The 17,166-nt window shown below is 60.7% G+C and carries 19 protein-coding genes; 13 read left to right on the top strand and 6 right to left on the bottom strand.

Going from position 1 to position 17,166, the window contains the following annotated elements:
* The first annotated feature begins 217 nt into the window (after positions 1-217).
* A complete protein-coding gene (locus tag HX783_RS17535; RefSeq protein WP_177017729.1) occupies positions 218-376 on the top strand; it encodes a hypothetical protein in 159 nt (52 codons plus the stop codon).
* Between the two features lie 5 nt (positions 377-381).
* Entirely contained in the window at positions 382-1,008 is a 627-nt protein-coding gene (locus HX783_RS17530; RefSeq protein ID WP_256347207.1) for a helix-turn-helix domain-containing protein, read from the top strand.
* A 49-nt stretch (positions 1,009-1,057) separates the two neighbouring features.
* Here the strand turns inward: HX783_RS17530 and HX783_RS17525 are convergent, their stop codons facing one another.
* The 3 genes from HX783_RS17525 to HX783_RS17515 all read right to left on the bottom strand — a co-directional run bounded on the left by HX783_RS17525 (position 1,058) and on the right by HX783_RS17515 (position 2,987).
* A complete protein-coding gene (locus tag HX783_RS17525) occupies positions 1,058-1,558 on the bottom strand; it encodes a hypothetical protein (RefSeq protein WP_177017728.1) in 501 nt (166 codons plus the stop codon).
* A gap of 287 nt (positions 1,559-1,845) precedes the next feature.
* Positions 1,846-2,115, bottom strand: a complete 270-nt coding sequence (locus HX783_RS17520; RefSeq protein WP_177017727.1) for a hypothetical protein — start codon at positions 2,113-2,115, stop codon at positions 1,846-1,848.
* A 131-nt stretch (positions 2,116-2,246) separates the two neighbouring features.
* Positions 2,247-2,987, bottom strand: coding sequence for a hypothetical protein (locus tag HX783_RS17515; RefSeq protein WP_177017726.1), 741 nt, complete (start codon positions 2,985-2,987; stop codon positions 2,247-2,249).
* A gap of 284 nt (positions 2,988-3,271) precedes the next feature.
* Between HX783_RS17515 and HX783_RS17510 the strand changes: the two genes are divergently transcribed.
* The 7 genes from HX783_RS17510 (at position 3,272) to HX783_RS17480 (ending at position 11,060) form a co-directional block, all read left to right on the top strand.
* Positions 3,272-3,724 carry a (2Fe-2S)-binding protein gene (locus HX783_RS17510; RefSeq protein WP_159955409.1) on the top strand — a complete coding sequence of 151 codons (453 nt, stop codon included), beginning with the start codon at positions 3,272-3,274 and terminating at the stop codon, positions 3,722-3,724.
* Complete coding sequence (locus HX783_RS17505; RefSeq protein WP_159955407.1) at positions 3,724-5,961, top strand: molybdopterin cofactor-binding domain-containing protein; 2,238 nt, start codon at positions 3,724-3,726, stop codon at positions 5,959-5,961. Before HX783_RS17510 ends, HX783_RS17505 begins: the two co-directional genes overlap by 1 nt.
* Before the next feature lie 16 nt (positions 5,962-5,977).
* On the top strand, positions 5,978-7,318 hold the full coding sequence (locus HX783_RS17500; RefSeq protein WP_177017725.1) for a cytochrome c: 1,341 nt from the start codon (positions 5,978-5,980) through the stop codon (positions 7,316-7,318).
* Between the two features lie 474 nt (positions 7,319-7,792).
* The gene (locus HX783_RS17495) at positions 7,793-8,095 is read left to right on the top strand and encodes a DUF6124 family protein (RefSeq protein WP_159955403.1); all 303 of its coding nucleotides are present in this window, start codon (positions 7,793-7,795) and stop codon (positions 8,093-8,095) included.
* Between the two features lie 236 nt (positions 8,096-8,331).
* Positions 8,332-9,279, top strand: a complete 948-nt coding sequence (locus tag HX783_RS17490; protein WP_177017724.1) for an ornithine cyclodeaminase family protein — start codon at positions 8,332-8,334, stop codon at positions 9,277-9,279.
* Positions 9,280-9,300: 21 nt separating this feature from the next.
* Positions 9,301-10,434, top strand: a complete 1,134-nt coding sequence (locus tag HX783_RS17485; protein WP_177017723.1) for an FAD-binding oxidoreductase — start codon at positions 9,301-9,303, stop codon at positions 10,432-10,434.
* Positions 10,434-11,060 (top strand): transcriptional regulator, encoded by a 627-nt coding sequence (locus HX783_RS17480; RefSeq protein WP_177017722.1) that lies wholly within the window; start codon positions 10,434-10,436, stop codon positions 11,058-11,060. The genes HX783_RS17485 and HX783_RS17480 overlap by 1 nt, the downstream gene beginning before the upstream one ends.
* 141 nt (positions 11,061-11,201) lie before the next feature.
* On the opposite strand, the gene HX783_RS17475 is transcribed toward HX783_RS17480, so the two are convergent.
* A complete protein-coding gene (locus HX783_RS17475) occupies positions 11,202-11,978 on the bottom strand; it encodes an ABC transporter substrate-binding protein (RefSeq protein ID WP_177017721.1) in 777 nt (258 codons plus the stop codon).
* Between the two features lie 250 nt (positions 11,979-12,228).
* Between HX783_RS17475 and HX783_RS17470 the strand changes: the two genes are divergently transcribed.
* The 4 genes from HX783_RS17470 to HX783_RS17455 all read left to right on the top strand — a co-directional run bounded on the left by HX783_RS17470 (position 12,229) and on the right by HX783_RS17455 (position 15,399).
* Positions 12,229-12,978, top strand: coding sequence for a response regulator (locus HX783_RS17470; protein ID WP_177017720.1), 750 nt, complete (start codon positions 12,229-12,231; stop codon positions 12,976-12,978).
* Positions 12,975-14,036, top strand: coding sequence for an ATP-binding protein (locus HX783_RS17465; protein WP_159955391.1), 1,062 nt, complete (start codon positions 12,975-12,977; stop codon positions 14,034-14,036). The genes HX783_RS17470 and HX783_RS17465 overlap by 4 nt, the downstream gene beginning before the upstream one ends.
* Before the next feature lie 230 nt (positions 14,037-14,266).
* Positions 14,267-14,596: a hypothetical protein gene (locus HX783_RS17460; protein WP_177017719.1), complete on the top strand. Its 330-nt coding sequence runs from the start codon at positions 14,267-14,269 to the stop codon at positions 14,594-14,596.
* A gap of 179 nt (positions 14,597-14,775) precedes the next feature.
* Complete coding sequence (locus HX783_RS17455) at positions 14,776-15,399, top strand: glycosyltransferase family 25 protein (protein ID WP_177017718.1); 624 nt, start codon at positions 14,776-14,778, stop codon at positions 15,397-15,399.
* 92 nt (positions 15,400-15,491) lie between these two features.
* On the opposite strand, the gene HX783_RS17450 is transcribed toward HX783_RS17455, so the two are convergent.
* On the bottom strand, positions 15,492-16,337 hold the full coding sequence (locus HX783_RS17450) for a DNA/RNA non-specific endonuclease (RefSeq protein WP_177017717.1): 846 nt from the start codon (positions 16,335-16,337) through the stop codon (positions 15,492-15,494).
* 165 nt (positions 16,338-16,502) lie between these two features.
* Positions 16,503-17,000: a helix-turn-helix domain-containing protein gene (locus HX783_RS17445; protein ID WP_177017716.1), complete on the bottom strand. Its 498-nt coding sequence runs from the start codon at positions 16,998-17,000 to the stop codon at positions 16,503-16,505.
* Positions 17,001-17,166 lie beyond the last annotated feature (166 nt).

Genomic DNA, 17,166 nt, shown 5'->3' with positions numbered 1-17,166 from the left:
AGGCCTGGGCCAGCACGCGAACAGTGATGGGAAGGCAAGCACGCCGATCAAGTCACGCCTTATTAACGGACCGGACCCTTCCCACAACAGCATCGGACGCAGTTTATTTGTTAAGTCCAAAATCGAATTAACACATGCAAACTCAGTATTTAAAGAAATAACCGCCACGCAGTACTGTGAAGCCTCTGCCTCACCCAAGCCCCAAGAGATCGCCCCCATGCAAACATCTGCCACCGTCATCGACTTCACCCTCCACCGTAAGCGCCGCCAAGCGCGTGCAGCGGCCGAGTTGATGTGGGCGATGTACGCGGCGCGTGCCGGGCTCGCGGTGTTTACTGCACAGGCGGCGCCGTCCAGCGATACGCGCCAGGCGTAAGGCCAATGAATTTCCTGCACGTGCTTGCCGAACCGCCCGAACCGCTGACCAAGCCCGGCCTTGATGAAGACGACACCAGCCTGTGTGTTGCGCAGAACCTGCAACGCCTGCGCAGCAAACGCCACCTCTCACTCGACGGCCTGGCGCGTGCCTGCGGCGTAAGCCGGGCAATGCTGGCGCAGATCGAGTCCGGCCGCAGCGTGCCGTCGATCAAGGTGCTGTGCAAAATCGCCAAGGGCTTGAAGGTGTCAGTCGCGGCGTTTCTGGAAGACCGCGCCTTTGAAGGCGTCGAGGTGTTGCCGGCGCAACAGAGCAAACGCCTGGTGAGTGCCGACGGTGCGTTCGTCAGCCGTGCGTTGTTCCCCTACGACACGGCACGCCAATCCGAATTCTATGAGATCCGCCTGCGCGCCCTCGGCGAGGAAGTCTCCGAAGGCCACGGCCCCGGCATCCAGGAAAACCTGGTGGTGGCCCAAGGCGTGCTGGAGGTCAGCGTCAACGACGAACGCTACCTGCTGTCTACCGGCGACTCGATTCTGTTTTACGCCGACCAGCCCCACCGCTACCGCAACCCCGCGGACAGCGAGGCGGTGGCGTTCCTGGTGATCACCTACCCGGAGCGCTTGGACTGAATGCAAAACGCCCCGAATGATCGGGGCGTTTTTTATTGCGCGAAACCTATCAGCAGGTGCAGCACATCATCGGCATGCCGTTGCAGCTCATCATCATCGGCATGGCGCAGTCGTTCATCAGCTTGTTCATCAGCATGCAGCAGTTTTCCATCATGGCCATGCTCATGCCCGGCATCGGCATCATTTTGCACATCATGCTGTCGCCCATCAGGGTGCATTCCATCATGCACTTCATCATCGGCATCGACATGCCCATGGCCATCATCGGCATGTTCATGTCAGTCATCATTTTCATGGCGTCGGCCGACATGCACATCATGCTCATGTTGGCGCACTGCATCATCATTGGCATGCCGCAGTTCATCATCATCGCCATCATTTCGGCGTTGGTCTTGAACTGAGCCATGTCCATACCGGCCGCAGGCTTCATAGTGCACATCATGGCGTCGCCGGCCATTTCGCATTTCATCGTGGCCATCATCATCGGCATGCCCATCATCGGCATCATTGGCATGGAGGCGTTCATCGGCATCTGCATTGCATTCATCATGTTCGAAACTCCGTAATCGACAGGAAATGGCTAAGTTCTGGCGCCGATTCTAAGGGCGCCGGGCAACGGCGCAAGACGGCGGCAGAGCAGCAGGAATGGCTGTTCGGGGGCAAGCTTAGTTGAACAGAACAGCTGCGCACGCTGTGATGACGGATGGAGCGACGCAGTGACAGCGATAAAACGCGTCAATTGACGATAAACGCCGTTGTGGATATGCGATTCAGGTCTTGAGACCAATCGTAAGGAAATAAACGATCTAACCGGCGTTAAATAACCCAGGTACTCGGCTAATCAACCCCAAGTTGCAGCGCCTGCATCAAATCATCCGCTTCCGTTCCCGGTGGGAACCTGAACCCCCGCATTTCATCGCATGCCAGCACATCCGCGAGGGCTTCGCGCAACTGCGCCTCCGTCGGCGCGTCACGCAGCAGTTTGTGTGCGGCCAATAATACCTCGGCAGCGGCCCCTTGGGCACTGGCGACATCAACCACCGCAAACAGGATAAATCGCAGGCGGACTTCGCGATCAGTCGGCCAAACCGTTTTTTGCTTACCCAAGGCAGGCGCTCATCGTTAAGAAAAGTCCGAGGCTATGGCCGACCGAGGGTACGTTTCAAGCAGAGGGGGTCAAGATAGGCCGTTTCCTACATATGAAAGGGAAACCCCGCACTGCCTGATCGAGCCACGCATCACTGCACCGGCAAAAAATTCATCAACAGCAAGCTCTGCGCGTAGTTGAGCGCGACGCGCCGGTAGCGTTCGTCGAGCATCTGGGCGAGCAGGTCGAGGCGCGCGACCACTTTGCCGAACTCAACGGCAAAGCTGAGGTTGCTGCCCTCCTCCGATATCTCGTTGGAGAACAGCAGCAAGACGCCATTGGCGTCCTGGCGCTGGCTGAGCAGCCAGGTGGCTTTCTCGATATTGCGCGCAGCATTGCTGACAAATTGCGGGTTGATTGAGTCGGTTATATAGAACTGAGTGCGACCGCCGTGCGCGGTCACGATCATGCTGCCGATGGCATAGATAAACGCCCCGACCCGATCGCCACGAAAGTCCGGGCTCAATGAATAGCTCAGTGCAACCAGGTCCCGACGGTCGCCCAAGGCCGGCAAAGGTTGACGGTTCTCGATGGCCTGGCGGATTTCCCGCGCGGCACTCACCGCGTCCGGGTAACCCGATTGCCGCCACTGGTTGGGGTTGCGCAGGTAGAGCTTGTTCATCAGCAGGTACAGGCTTTTCAGGTTGTCGCGCATGCTTAAGGTGGCCATGCGATCAACGCTGGTCTGGAAGAATTCATCGGGTTTGCCATCGCTGAACTGCCTGGCGATGTCGCGGCTCTGCTGCTGGCTGCAACCGCTTGCGTAGAGCATAAACACCGCTGCAAACAGCAGCGGCCATCGGCTGATAAAAGCTATTAACGTTCGATCCATCGGCACCGGGTCTGGCTGCTGTCCACGCGCAGAATGAGCGCGGTCGTGACAGGGATAGATCAGGAGAATGAAAAAAAGTGCGGCGCGCAGGCTCAGTTCAGCAAAGGCCTACAGGCTGGAACGCCTGCGCAGTGGTGCAATCCTGTCGAATACTTGCCTAATCCTCCGACTTATCGATAACAGGATCGATAGGCCTTGCGCCGTGGTCTAGAGTTCAACGATGGGCGACCAATCGCCTGGCAATTATAAAAAAGCCACACCAACCGATGATAAGCAGGTGAGTCATGGAGCTACGCATTAACCAAAAGGCCTATCAAGTCGACGCCGACGCCGATACGCCGCTGCTGTGGGTAATCCGCGATGACCTGGGGATGACCGGCACCAAGTACGGCTGCGGGCTGGCCCAGTGCGGCGCCTGTTCGGTGCTGGTGGACGGCAACGTGGTGCGCTCCTGCGTCACGCCGGTGTCCGGTGTGGTCGGGCGCGAAATCACCACCATTGAAGCGATTGAGGCCGACGACGTCGGCAAGCGCGTGGTCGCGGCCTGGGTTGAGCATCAGGTGGCGCAGTGCGGTTACTGCCAGTCCGGGCAGGTGATGGCGGCCACCGCGCTGCTCAAGCACACCCCGGCGCCCAGCGATGCGCAGATCGAGGCGGCAATGATCAACCTGTGCCGTTGCGGCACCTATAACGCGATCCGCACCGCCGTGCATGATTTGGCCAAGGAGCGCGTCTGATGAACACACCCAAGGGATTCTTTGACGCGCCCCTGAGCGAGCCGGTCAACCTGTCGCGTCGGCACTTTCTGGCCAGCACCGCCGTGGGCGCGCTGGTGATCGGTTTTGGCCTGCCGCTGGGCTCACCAAGGGTGTACGCCGCCACGAATGCGGCGGCAGAACGCGGCACACAAGTGCCGGCGTTTCTGGAGATTCGCCCTGACGGCAGCGTGCGCCTGCTCAGCCCCTTTATGGAAGGCGGCCAAGGCACCCACACGGCCATGGCGCAGATTGTCGGTGAAGAACTGGACGCCGACCCCGCCACCTTCGTGGTCGAGGCCGCGCCGCCTGGCGATGCGTACGTGGTGATGGAAAACGGCATGCGCATCACCGGCGGCAGCATGTCGGTGCGCATGAGCTACCCGGTCATGCGCCGCCTTGGCGCCCTCGCGCGCGCCATGCTGCTGCAGGCAGGCGCCGAGCAGTTGGGGGTGCCCGTGGCCGAACTGACCACGCAACCCGGCCGCGTGGTGCACACCGCGTCCGGCCGTTCGCTGGGCTACGGCGAGTTGGCCGGCCGCGCCCTCGACATGCCGGTGCCCGACCCGGCCACCATCACGCTGCGTGACCCGAGCCAGTTCCGCTGGATCGGCAAACCGGTGAAACGCCTGGATGCGTACGACAAATCCACCGGCAAGGCGCAATACAGCATCGACCTTAAAGTCGACGGCATGCTCCACGCTGCCGTCCAGCATGCGCCCCGCCTGGGCATGACCGTGGGCAGCCTGCGCAACCAGGCACAAGTGGAGGCCATGAAAGGCGTGCACTCGGTGCATCAATTGCCCGGCGCCGTGGCCGTGGTGGCCGAACGCTGGTGGCACGCCAAGCGCGCCGTGGAAGCGATCCAAGTGGAGTGGCTGGAAGCCGCCGCCGATTCCACCGTACGCGCGATGCCGGCGGATTTTTCCAGCGACAAGTACCGCGACTTCCTCGCCGCCCAGCAAGGCCCGGCGCGTGACGACGAGAACGAAGGCGACGTGGCCGGCACGCTGGCCAACGCTAAAACCAAGGTCGAAGCCACCTACCATAACCAGTACCTCAACCACGCCCAGCTGGAGCCGCCGTCGGCCCTGGCCCGCTTCAACCCTGACGGCTCGCTGGACGTCTGGCTGCCCAACCAGGCGCCGGACATGTTCCGCGCCGACATCGCCAAGCGCACCGGCCTCGATCCCGCAAAAATCACCTTGCACTCGCCGCTGCTCGGTGGCTTTTTCGGCCGGCATTTCCTGTATGACTCGGCCAACCCTTACCCGCAGGCCATCGCACTGGCCAAGGCGGTGGGCCGCCCGGTCAAGCTGATCTGGAGCCGTGAAGAAGAGTTCCTGCGTGATGTGCTGCGCCCGGTCGCGGTGGTCAAGTTCCGCGCCGCGCTGGATGCGCAAGGCTTGCCGGTGGCGATTGAGGCGGTGAGTGCCACCGAAGGTCCGTCTGAAGCCATCGCCGGCAAACAGGGCGAAAAGCTCGACCCAACGGCCCTTGAAGGGCTGTCGGGCAAGTCCTACGCGATTCCCAATAAACGCATCGCGCAGATCTACGTCAAAGGCGCGCCCATGCTCGGCTACTGGCGCTCGGTGGGCAATTCGCTGAACGACTTCTTCTACGAAGCGTTCCTCGATGAACTGGCCGACAAAGGCGGCCACGACCCGTACGAATTGCGCTTGCACCTGCTGCGCGACAACAAACGGCTGACCACGCTGTTGCAGGCGGTGGGCGAGTTGTCCGGTGGCTGGAAACGTGGCCCGTACACCGCCGAAGACGGCAGCCGCCGCGCACGTGGCGTGGCCATGGCCTCGCCGTTCGGCTCACAGGCGGCGGTCGTCGCCGAAGTGTCGATCGAGAACGGCCAGGTCAAGGTGCACCATATCTGGGAAGCCATCGACCCGGGCAGCATTGTCAACCCGGCGATTGTTGAAGCCCAGGTGAATGGCGCGGTGGCTTTGGGCCTGTCGCAAACCTTGCTGGAGGAAGCGGTGTACGTGGACGGCAAGCCACGGGCGCGCAATTACGACCTGTACCCGATTCTGCCGCTGTCGCGGATGGCGCAGGTGCACGTCAAGATCGTCGAGAGTGGTGAAAAAATGGGTGGCATCGGCGAACCGCCGCTGCCCGCCGTGGCGCCGGCCGTGGCCAATGCGGTGGCACACCTGACGGGCCAGCGTATTCGCAGCCTGCCATTAAGCCGATACACCTTCGCCTGACCGACAAGGAACGCCCATGAACAACCGTCGATTCGCAAGAACCGCAGGCTGGCTGGTGCTGGCCGGCGCGGTGGCAGCCGGTGTGCTGGCCTGGTACGTCACCCGCGAGCCCGCCTCGCCTTTTGAGCAACAACCCGCCGCCGGTTTCGACCCGGCACTGGTCAGTCGCGGCGAGTACGTCGCCCGCGTCAGCGACTGCGTGGCCTGCCACAGTTTGCCGGGCAAGGCGCCGTTCGCCGGCGGCCTGGAGATGGCCACGCCGCTGGGCGCGATTCACGCCACCAACATCACCCCCGACCGCGACACCGGCATCGGCGCCTACACCCCGGCCGACTTCGACCGCGCGGTGCGCCATGGCGTTGCGCCGGGTGGGCGCAGGCTTTACCCGGCCATGCCCTACCCGTCTTACGCCAAGCTCAGTGACGACGACATGCGCGCGCTGTACGCGTTTTTCATGAAGGGCGTGGAACCGGCCAGGCAAGCCAACCTTCCCAGCAGCATTCCCTGGCCGCTGAATATGCGCTGGCCCATCGCACTGTGGAACGGCGTGTTCGCGCCGAACGCCACCTACGCGGCCAAACCCAACCAGGACGCGCTGTGGAACCGTGGCGCCTACATCGTCCAGGGCCCCGGCCACTGCGGCAGCTGCCACACGCCGCGCGGGCTGGCGTTTAACGAGAAGGCACTGGACGAAACCGGCGCGCCCTACCTGGCGGGCGGGTTGCTCGATGGCTGGTATGCACCGAGCCTGCGCCAGGACCACAACACCGGGCTGGGGCGCTGGAGCGAGGACGAGATCGTGCGGTTCCTCAAGACCGGGCGCAACCAGCATGCGGTGGTGTATGGCTCGATGACCGAAGCGTTTAACAACTCGACGCAGTTCATGAGCGATGAGGATTTGAATGCCATCGCCCGCTACCTCAAGTCGCTGCCCGGCGACCCGCAGCGCGACGGTTCGCCCTGGCAGTATCAGGCGGCCAATGCACGCGCGGATGCGCCTGGCGCGCACACTTACGCGACCCGTTGCGCGTCCTGCCATGGATTGGACGGCAAGGGCCAGCCCGAGTGGATGCCACCGCTGGCAGGCGCCACCTCGGCACTCGCCAAGGAAAACGCCTCGGCGATCAACATCACGCTTAATGGCTCGCAACGGATCGTGACGGCGGGAGTGCCGGATGCTTACCGTATGCCGGCGTTTCGTGAGCAATTGTCGGATGAGGAAATTGCCCAGGTGCTGAGCTATGTGCGGGGTACGTGGGGCAACAATGGCGGTGCAGTGGATGCCGCGGCAGTGAACAAGCTGCGCGGGCATACCGACCCGGCGAGCAGTAGCCCGATTATTTTGCATATGCGTTGAGGCCCGGGTCGCAGATCGTTCCCACGCACCGCGTGGGAATGCCGCCCGTGACGCTCTGCGTCACCCGTACGCAGAACTGGAAGCGTGCGCTGGCTGGCGGGACGCGGAGCGTCCCAGGAGGCGTTCCCACGCAGAGCGTGGGAACGATCTGATTAGTGGTATTGAGTCATGGTTTGTAAAGGGCCAGCAAGCCGTGTCTCTTTAAATTGCAGGACGTTTCCTAGACAATCCCTGCCGCCTTGTGCCTGTTGGAATCGATGGCTAGTCTGCGATCCGTCACTGCTCATCAGTGATCGGGTTTAGTCGCTCGGGTCTTACGTGGCGCATGGTTCTCCGTGAAGTTTCATGGTGGCTGTGCGTAGGGCACCTTCGGGTGCGCCGGTTTTCCACGTGACCGGTCGACTAACCTGCGTACAGCCGCCACCCAACGTTTAGTCGCGACGGGTGTCAGCTCCAACCATGTGGAGTTACACCATGAGAAAAGTCGTCCCCGATCCGCCCCTCAGTTCCGCCAAAGCCCGCGCCGCGTTCAATCGCGCCATTGACCATTACCTGCCAACCCAAGGTATTCAACTCGAAGACCTGAGCTTCGAAGACGCCCTGCTCTACACCGCCAGTTTGCTCGACAGTGCGTCGGCGACAACACTCAATTGCAGCGAGCTGCTGCCAAGCCCCGAGCGGGCGAAGATCTTGGCCGTGTGGCATTTGCTGGAAATGGCCAAGACCACCGTGGACCGCTCGATCGAGTGCCTGAACCCCGCGAAAACACCGGTCTAAACACGGTAGATCGTTCCCACGCTCCCGCGTGGGAATGCATCCCGTGACGCTCTGCGTCACTCTTACGCAGAACTGCAAACGTGCGCTGGCTGGCGTGACGCGGAGCGTCCCAGTAGGCATTCCCACGCAGAGCGTGGGAACGATCTGAACGGCGCCACAGATTTTTTTCGCCTGGACGTTGCCTGAGATAACTAAAAGTCCATAATGGACAAATTAGTTTATCCACGGAGATAACCATGTCCAGCACGCCCCACGTGATCAACCAGGCCCAGGCCCGTGAATTACTCGCCCAGGTCGATGTGCCCCACATCCTGCACAAGCTGTTTCGCGACCTGGCGGCCGGGCAGGCGGTGCAGCCGGCGCAGCAGTTGGTGGAGTTCCCGCAAGGCGCCGGCGACTTTATCAATTACCTGGGTGTGCTGGCGGAAGATGAGGTGTACGGCATCAAGACCTCGCCTTACATCGTGCGCGAGCAAGGGCCGCTGGTGACCGCGTGGACGCTGTTGATGTCGATGCGCACCGGCCAACCGTTGTTGCTCTGCGATGCCGCTGAGCTGACCACCGCGCGCACGGCCGCCACGACGGCGTTGGCCGTGGATGCCCTGGCACCGGGAGCAGCCCGGCGCTTGGCGATTATCGGCAGCGGCAAGGTCGCGCAGGCGCACCTGCGCTATGTGCAGAACCTGCGCGACTGGCAAAGCATCCGTCTTTATTCGCCAAGCCTTGGCCGCGCCAGCGCGGGCACCCTCGCCCACCTCGATGGCCTGGACCCGCGCCTGAGCCTGGCCGAGACCTGCGATGCCGCGGTGCAAGACGCTGACGTCATTCTGCTCTGCACCTCGTCGGCAAGCCCGGTGATCGACCCGATGCGCCTGAGCCAACCCGCGCTGATCACGTCCATCAGCACCAACGCGCCGCGCGCCCATGAAGTGCCGCCCGCAAGCCTCAAGCACATGCATGTATTCTGCGACTATCGCCAGACCACCCCGGACGCCGCCGGTGAAATGCTGATCGCCGCGCAGCAGCATGGCTGGGACAAGCGCGCGGTGGTCGGCGACCTGCCCGAGTTGCTCAGCGACATGGTTCAGCGCCCGAGCTATGACCGCCACGTGTTTTTCCGCTCCATCGGATTAGGCCTGGAAGACATTGCACTGGCCAATGCCCTCTATCACATCCAGCGCTAAGCACTTTTTCAGGAGAGGTTCATGAGCCACGCAGACTTCATCATCATCGGCGGCGGGATTGCCGGCGCCTCCACGGGTTTCTGGTTGTCGCAGCACGGCAAAGTGCTGGTGCTGGAGCGCGAAAACCACCCGGCCTATCACTCCACCGGGCGCTCGGCGGCGCTGTACACAGCGGCTTATGGCACCCCGCAAGTGCGCGCGCTGACCTTGGCCAGCCGTGAGTTTTTCGACAACCCGCCTGTGGGATTCTGTGAACATCCGCTGCTGACGCCACGCGGCGAAATGACCGTGGATTTCAGCGGCGACCCGGCGGAGCTGCACAGCCAATACCTGAGTGCCAAGGCGACCGTGCCGCAAGTCGAGCGGCTGAGCGTCGACGAGGCGTGCGCGAAGTTACCGATCCTGCGTCGCGAAAAAGTCCACGGCGCGATCTTCGACCCAACCGCCAGCGACATCGACACCGACGCCCTGCACCAAGGCTATTTGCGCGGCATTCGGCGCAACCACAGCGAAGTGCGCACCGACAGCCACGTGCTCGGTTTGAGCCGTGACGCCGACGGCCTGTGGCAGGTGCGCACCCAGGACGCGACCTACACCGCGCCGATCATTATCAACGCCGCCGGCGCCTGGGCCGACCATATCGGCGGGCTGGCGGGCGCGGCGTCCATCGGCCTGCAACCCAAACGTCGTTCGGCGTTTATCTTCGCCGGGCCCGAGGGCGTAGACACCCACCATTGGCCGATGCTGGTGGCGCTGGACGAAGCCTTCTACATGAAACCCGACGCGGGCATGTTCCTCGGCTCGCCGGCCAACGCCGACCCGGTCGAACCGCAGGATGTGCAGCCGGAAGAGCTGGACATCGCCATGGGCATTTACCAGATCGAAGAGGCCACCACCTTGACCATCCGCCGCCCGACCCGAACCTGGGCCGGCCTGCGCAGTTTTGTTGACGATGGTGATTTGCTCTCGGGTTTCGATCCCAAGGTGCCTGGGCTGTTCTGGGTCGCGGCGCAAGGCGGTTATGGCATTCAAACTTCCCCGGCCATGGGCCAGGCCAGCGCCGCCCTGGTGCGCGGTGCGCCGCTGCCGGAGCAACTCACGCGGTTCGGCCTGGACGCTGGTATGCTCTCGCCCGTCCGCCTGGAGCCGCATTGATGAACACCGCCGAACACGACAAGGTCATGCAGAATTTCCGTGCGATTGCCGATGCGATCGCCACGCTGTTCTTCCCCCACGCCGAAGTGGTGCTGCATGACTTGCGCACACAGAAAGTCGATTACATCGCCAACAACCTGTCCAAACGCGCCATCGGTGACGACTCGGCACTTGAGGACATGGTCAGCGATGACGTCAGCGAAGTGAATATCGGCCCGTACGAAAAGCTCAATTGGGACGGCCAGAAAATTCGCAGCCTGAGCACCGTGCTCCACGACCACACAGGTCGCCGGCTGGCGGTGCTGTGCATCAACCTGAATATCTCGCTGTTTGAAAATGCCAAGGCGGCGCTCGACCTGTTTCTGTCGCCCAGCAAGTTGATCCCGCAACCGGATTCGCTGTTTCGCGATGATTGGCAGGAGCGCATCAACACCTTTTTGCATGCGTGGATGCGCGAGCGCCAGTTGAGCCTGAACCTGCTGACCCGTGACCACAAGCGCGAGCTGGTGCTGGCGCTGCATGCCGAAGGTGCGTTCAAGGGCAAGAGCGCCTCGAACTATGTGGCGAATGTGCTGGGGATGGGGCGAGCGACGGTGTACAAGCACCTGAGGGAATTGAAGGGCTGAGCAGATAATCTTCGAAACACCATCGATCAACTGTGGGAGCTGGCTTGCCTGCGATAGCGGTGTTTCAGGCAATGAATGGTTAACTGACAGATAGCTATCGCAGGCAAGCAGCTCCCACATTGACTCAGGCGAGCTCCCCACTCAGTCGCCGTAGATGTCGGACTTGAAGTACTGCTGTGAAATCTTCTGGTACTCGCCACTCGCCCGGATGCCGTCGATGGCTGCATTCAACTTGTCGACCAACGCGGTATTACCCTTGCGCACCGCGATCCCGGCGCCCTCGCCCACGTATTTCGGGTCTTTGAGCTCCGGGCCGACAAAGGCGTAGCCCTTGCCGCGAGGCATGGACAGGAAGTCGCTCAGCGGGATGGTGTCGGCAAAGATCGCGTCCAGGCGCCCTGACGCCAGGTCCATGTAGATCTCTTCGTTATTGCTGTAGCGCTTGACGTTGATGCCCTTGGGCTCGAACACCTCGGTGGCATAGCGATCCGTGGTGGTGGCCCGCTGCACACCGACGGTCTTGCCTTTGAGGCTGGCGTATTGGTCATCCACAACGGCGCCGTCCTTCATCACCAGACGCGACGAGGTGAAGTAATACTTGTGGGTGAAGTCCACTGACTTCTTGCGGTCTTCGTTGATGGTCATGGACGACAACGCCATGTCGATTTTCTTGACCTTGAGGGAAGGAATCAGGCCGTCGAACTCACCTTCTACCCACACGCACTTGGCCTTCATCTGCGCGCACAAGGCGTTGCCAATGTCGTAGTCGAACCCTTCGATCTTGCCGTCCTGCGTCTTGGAGGCGAACGGCGGGTAAGCCGCCTCGATGCCGATGCGCAAGGGTTGGTCGGCCGCCAGCGCGTGGCTGGACGCAATCAGGCTCAGGGCCAGAGCGGAAATGAGCGTGTGTTTCTTCATGATCGTTGTCTCGCAAGTTGTTGTTGGTTTGGCAAGAAGTGAAGAAAGAGAACGGCAAAGATTTTTTATACTTATAATTCCATATTGGACTTTTATGTATTTTCCGTCAATCCACGCCTGCGCTCGCTGAAATGATCGCGCCGGGCCAATATTTTCGCCCGCCTCCATCGTTTCTCCATAAAACCTCCCACGAAAGCGCATTGTCCGTGCGCATAATCACTCACGCCCAAGGCCCTTGGACCTCGCCACTATGAATGACTTCCCCGCTGCATCGCTGCCACGACCGGACAACGCCCGCGACACCCAGGCGCTCGTGCTGATTGCGGAAGACGAGCCAGAGATCGCCGATATTCTGATTGCCTACCTCAAGCGCAGCGGCTTTCGCACTGCCCACGCCATCGACGGTCGACGCGCCCTGGACATGCACCTGGTGCTCAAGCCGGACCTGCTGCTGCTGGATGTGCTGATGCCGCACGTGGATGGCTGGCAGGTGTTGGCCGAAGTGCGCCATCGCGGCAACACGCCGGTGATCATGCTGACGGCGCAGGACCAGGACATGGACAAGTTGATGGGCCTGCGCATCGGCGCCGATGACTACATCGTCAAACCGTTCAACTCGGCCGAAGTGGTGGCCCGCACCCAGGCGGTGCTGCGCCGCTCCCTTGACTACAGCTACCGCGCCAGCCCCACGGTGCTGCGCGTGGATGCGTTTGATATCGACCTGGAAAGCTACGAAGTCACGGTGATGATTGCCGGCGAAAAAGTCCCGCTGGCGTTGACCGTCACCGAGTTCAGGTTACTGGCCCAGTTGGCCAAGGCGCCCAAACGCGTGTTTACCCGTGGCGAGCTGCTGGCCCAATGTTGCCCGGAAAGCGACAGCCTGGAACGCACCGTCGACAGCCACATCAGCAAATTGCGCCGCAAGATCGAAGAGTTGGGGTTGCAGGGTGTGCCGACCAGCATCCGCGGCGTCGGCTACCGCTTTGGAAGTGCCTCGTGAAAATGCTCAACGGCTTGAGCCGCCAGATCATCCTGTCCATGTCTGCCGTGGTGTTGTGCGTGATCGCGCTGGCAGTGATCGGCTCGTATATTTTCTATGCATTGTTGTGGAGGTACTGGCCGCTCACCGACGAAGAAGTGAATGAATGGCTGCCGGCCAACATTGAGTGGATGTGGATGGGACTGACCACCTGCGTGAGCCTGGCGGTAGGCTCCATCGTCGCGATGAAGCTGTCGCGACGGATCCTCATGCCGCTGAACTCGGTGGCCGAGAACCTGCGCAAACTGGCCGACGGCGACCTGGATGTGCAGGCCGTGGCCGGCGACCAGTCCATCGGTGAAGCGGCTATCCTGGTTGACGACTTCAACAGCATGGCCAAACGCTTGCAGCGCATGGCGCAAGAACAGGCGTTCTGGAATGCGGCGATCGCCCATGAACTGCGCACGCCCCTGACCATCCTGCGCGGGCGTCTGCAAGGGCTCGCCGAAGGTGTATTCGAGCCGGACACCGCCCAGTTCTACAGCCTGTTGGGCCAGGTGGAAGGTTTGACGCGGGTGATCGAGGATTTGCGCGTGGTCGGCCTGGCTGACAGCGGCTACCTGGAACTCAATCTGCAGGAAGCCGACCTGGCCGCCAGCATTGAAGACGCTGTGCGGCTGTTCGAACCGAGCCTGGTGGACGCCGGCTTCGTGCTGCAGCTGGACCTGCAACGCCGCACGATGCGCTGCGACCCGGCCAGGATCCGCCAGGCGTTGTTGGCGCTGCTGGACAATATCCGCAGGCATGCGACACCGGGGAACGTTGTCGTGCACCTGAGTACCCGCGATGCCATCAACTACTTGCGCGTGCGCGATGACGGCCCCGGTATCGACGAGGGTTTCGCCAAGCATATGTTCGAGGCCTTCCAGCGCGGCGAAAACTCCCGCTCCCGCGCCCAGGGTGGCAGCGGCCTGGGCCTGGCGGTGGTGCGCGCGATTGCCCTCGCCCATGGCGGGGCCGTGACCTGCCGCCGAATGGACAACGGCGGAACGCTGTTCGAACTCAGCTGGCCTGTGTGATTTAACCAGAGACCGCGATGCGCATTTTTCCTCTGTGGTTCAAGCGAGCCCCCCGTTATCGACACTTTGCTTTGCTGGATACCCAAGGCGTGTGCCGGGCATTCAAGAGCTGTGCTGAACAGCCTGCCGGCGAGCACTGGGTAGAAGTTGAACACATCAACCTGACCTGGCTGGGAAGCACGCTGCCCAAGCGCGCCCGAATCGTTTAGCAACCTACGTGGGCCGGACCTATGTCAACCGCACCACCCTCCTTCGCCAATGCCTACTTGGCCAGCCTTGAAGACGCGTTGAGGCTGCACACCGTGCGGCTGAAGAAACTGCAGCGCTTCTGGGTGCCGCTGCAGCAACGCGCGCCCAAGTGGGTGCTGGCGTTGTGGGTGGTGGGGGTATGTGTGTCGGTCGTCACCCAGTGGTACTGCCATTGGCTGGTGACCGCGCCGCTGATTTGCGGATTGATCGTGGCGGAAATCATCATCGACGAGCGGCAAATGACCCTGCTATTGCGTGCGGATGCAGCACGGGACCTGCTCAGGCAGGCTCGGGAAAGCGGCCGGCGATAACCCGAATACAACACCGGGTAACCGTAGAGGCACAGGAAAACACCCACAAAAGTTGTCGACAGCTCTTGCGAACCTTCCTACATACGATGACTTCTTCAAACCATAGCATTGATCGCTGACCCACCTTATAAGTTTAAAAGGCAGTGATCGCTACCATGTCATCTCTCGGAACATTACACGTGGACGGTGTACTGTGCATCAGTCTTGAAGAGCGCGAAGACCGTCGAAACTTAATTCTAAGAGAATTCGCAGACTGCAACTTTAATATCGAGTTTTATAGTGCAAAACGAGATACTAACCCTGAACGCGGATGCTTTACTTCTCATCAGGCCTGTGCGGCGTTGGCGCTTGAGCGCAGGTACAAAAACGTTCTGATCCTGGAAGATGACGCCACGCTGGTAGGGGTTAAACACTCGACGGTGCAACGCATCAACCATTTTTTGTCCTCCCGGCAGCCTGAACTTTTTTATCTGGGTGTCACGCTGGGCACTATGTGGCTCACGTGGAACTTGAATATCACCCGATGCCGTGCAAAAGGCACTCACGCTTATATACTGTCCAGCTCGGGGTGCAAAAAACTGCTGACATTCAAGTACGCCGACCTGGCCATAGACAGTCTTTACTCCAAATACTTTAAAGCCTATTGCGCCTTCCCCATGATCTGCCAACAACAACCTGAAGAAATAAACCCGAGCGATATAAGTTCAGGTGCCACTGTTGACTTTTGGGAACGTAATTGGAAAAGACAATATCAGGAAGTGTTCCGAAACCTTGGAAAAACATTGATTAGAAAGGGCTTCTAGCGACCGTTGTACGCCCTTGCGGCTCCCCGTCCAGGCGTCGACAGGCTTCAGCCGTCCGAGCAGATCGACGGCTGAAGCCTCTTTGTCTACCGCTACTTGCAGCCGATGCGGCTCGGCAACTGGCCCTGCTTGGCCTTCAGCGCAACCTGCACCGGTTGCGGCAAATTGCTCCAGAACGTCAGCCCCGACCGTTCTTCGATCTGCTTCACCGTCACCTGATAGTCACAGAAATTCGCACCCTTGGGCGTTTCCTGATTCATCACAAACGAGGCGTACACACCGTTTTCAGGTGAGCTGCCGACGAAGATGATTTTCCAGTAACCACTGGGAATGGTGTGCACCTTGTTCGTCCCCGGAAGCGTGCCGACAAAATGCTCATACAGCGGCCCGGTGGTGACGTACACCTGATCGATACCTGCCTGTTTGCTCAGGTTGCGTTCCTGGTCTTCCAAGTGCGCCCAAGGCCCCTGGTTGAGATCGGACTTCTGCGGGGTGATGTTCGACAGGTAATTGAGGGTGTGCCAGTCAGGAACCCCGGCCATCGACGCGAGGTTGGCCTGGTGGCCGCGGTCGACTTTGAGCGCGACATTCGCGCCGTTGTAATCCACCGGGTCGAGGGTTTCGCCAGCGGGAATGTCCGGGTCGGTTTGCCAGTCGCGTGGGCGACCGCTGGCGGGTGTGTCCTTGGTGATTTTGTACGACACCCAGTTGGCAAACTTGGTCGAACCATTGTTGTTCAGGGTGTACGCCTGGCGGTTCAGCGTCAGCGGGCTGCCGCCGCTTGGGCAGCCCACCGAGCAGTTATCGAACGGCAGTGCCTGCTGCGTCTGGGGCTGAGTAGAGACGGCGGGTTCGCGGGTTCTGTCGGGTGTGGTACAGGCCGCCAAGAGCGGGATCAACAGATAGGCCAGCGGCTTTAACTTCATACGTCCTTGCATGGTGTAGCTCCTTGGGTCAATGACAACGGCAGATGCCGGGCCGACGCTTGCGGTTCCATCGCGTGTCGGTCTAAACATTAAACCACTTTAAACATTGCAAAATAACGTTATCGCGCCCAATAAAAAGCCACTCAATGGAGTGGCTTTGGGAGCGGGAATAGCACCTTACTTTCGTTTGAACGCCGCACGCCTTTCTGCACGTTCGGCGGCAAATTGGTCACTCATTGTCGCGTCCAGGTCTTTACGTTCGAGCTGAGCCCCGCATCCAGGGCATACCGCGCTCAGACCAACATCGTGACCGCATTGACGATGGACGAAACGTACCGCGACCGCCTCGCTCTCGTCTTTGGACCAGGTCTCGCCCCATCCACGCAGTGCATAGATGACGGGATAGAACGCCCAGCCCTTTTCAGTCAGTTGGTATTCATGGCGCAAAGGCTTTTCGCTATACGGATGACGCTCGACCATCGCGCTCGCCTCCAGCGCCTTCAGACGTGTCGCCAGCATCTGCGGCGTCGCTCTCGTCTGAATCTGGATCTCTTCAAAACGCGTGGCGCCCATGAACAGTTCCCGAAGGACCAGGACGGTCCATCGATCACCGACGATATCTAACGAACGCGCCACCGGACATACCGTATCGGGTGCCTCTGCATCGTGTGCCACAACGACTCTCCAGAACAGACTATTAATTTCATAGTAACACAGGAAAAATCTGCTGCAGTTGCCTGCGCGCCCCCCCCGGTCGCCGCACGATTCAACACCCGCCAGGCCAGAGTATATTTGACACTATGATTATCATAGTGATAGCGTTTATTGACTGCAATCGAAC

Source organism: Pseudomonas sp. D2002 (genome assembly GCF_013385735.1).
Taxonomy (GTDB): Bacteria; Pseudomonadota; Gammaproteobacteria; order Pseudomonadales; family Pseudomonadaceae; genus Aquipseudomonas.
The sequence above is the reverse complement of the archived record's forward strand: the minus strand, read 5'-3'. Positions and strand labels throughout refer to the sequence as shown.

What these genes read in the sequence shown, in the direction of transcription:
- HX783_RS17535 (WP_177017729.1), top strand. Translation starts at nt 218, where the DNA reads ATGCAAACATCTGCCACCGTCATCGACTTCACCCTCCACCGTAAGCGC.
- HX783_RS17530 (WP_256347207.1), top strand. Translation starts at nt 382, where the DNA reads ATGAATTTCCTGCACGTGCTTGCCGAACCGCCCGAACCGCTGACCAAG.
- HX783_RS17525 (WP_177017728.1), bottom strand. Translation starts at nt 1,558, where the DNA reads ATGATGAATGCAATGCAGATGCCGATGAACGCCTCCATGCCAATGATG.
- HX783_RS17515 (WP_177017726.1), bottom strand. Translation starts at nt 2,987, where the DNA reads ATGGATCGAACGTTAATAGCTTTTATCAGCCGATGGCCGCTGCTGTTT.
- HX783_RS17510 (WP_159955409.1), top strand. Translation starts at nt 3,272, where the DNA reads ATGGAGCTACGCATTAACCAAAAGGCCTATCAAGTCGACGCCGACGCC.
- HX783_RS17505 (WP_159955407.1), top strand. Translation starts at nt 3,724, where the DNA reads ATGAACACACCCAAGGGATTCTTTGACGCGCCCCTGAGCGAGCCGGTC.
- HX783_RS17500 (WP_177017725.1), top strand. Translation starts at nt 5,978, where the DNA reads ATGAACAACCGTCGATTCGCAAGAACCGCAGGCTGGCTGGTGCTGGCC.
- HX783_RS17495 (WP_159955403.1), top strand. Translation starts at nt 7,793, where the DNA reads ATGAGAAAAGTCGTCCCCGATCCGCCCCTCAGTTCCGCCAAAGCCCGC.
- HX783_RS17490 (WP_177017724.1), top strand. Translation starts at nt 8,332, where the DNA reads ATGTCCAGCACGCCCCACGTGATCAACCAGGCCCAGGCCCGTGAATTA.
- HX783_RS17485 (WP_177017723.1), top strand. Translation starts at nt 9,301, where the DNA reads ATGAGCCACGCAGACTTCATCATCATCGGCGGCGGGATTGCCGGCGCC.
- HX783_RS17480 (WP_177017722.1), top strand. Translation starts at nt 10,434, where the DNA reads ATGAACACCGCCGAACACGACAAGGTCATGCAGAATTTCCGTGCGATT.
- HX783_RS17475 (WP_177017721.1), bottom strand. Translation starts at nt 11,978, where the DNA reads ATGAAGAAACACACGCTCATTTCCGCTCTGGCCCTGAGCCTGATTGCG.
- HX783_RS17470 (WP_177017720.1), top strand. Translation starts at nt 12,229, where the DNA reads ATGAATGACTTCCCCGCTGCATCGCTGCCACGACCGGACAACGCCCGC.
- HX783_RS17460 (WP_177017719.1), top strand. Translation starts at nt 14,267, where the DNA reads ATGTCAACCGCACCACCCTCCTTCGCCAATGCCTACTTGGCCAGCCTT.
- HX783_RS17450 (WP_177017717.1), bottom strand. Translation starts at nt 16,337, where the DNA reads ATGCAAGGACGTATGAAGTTAAAGCCGCTGGCCTATCTGTTGATCCCG.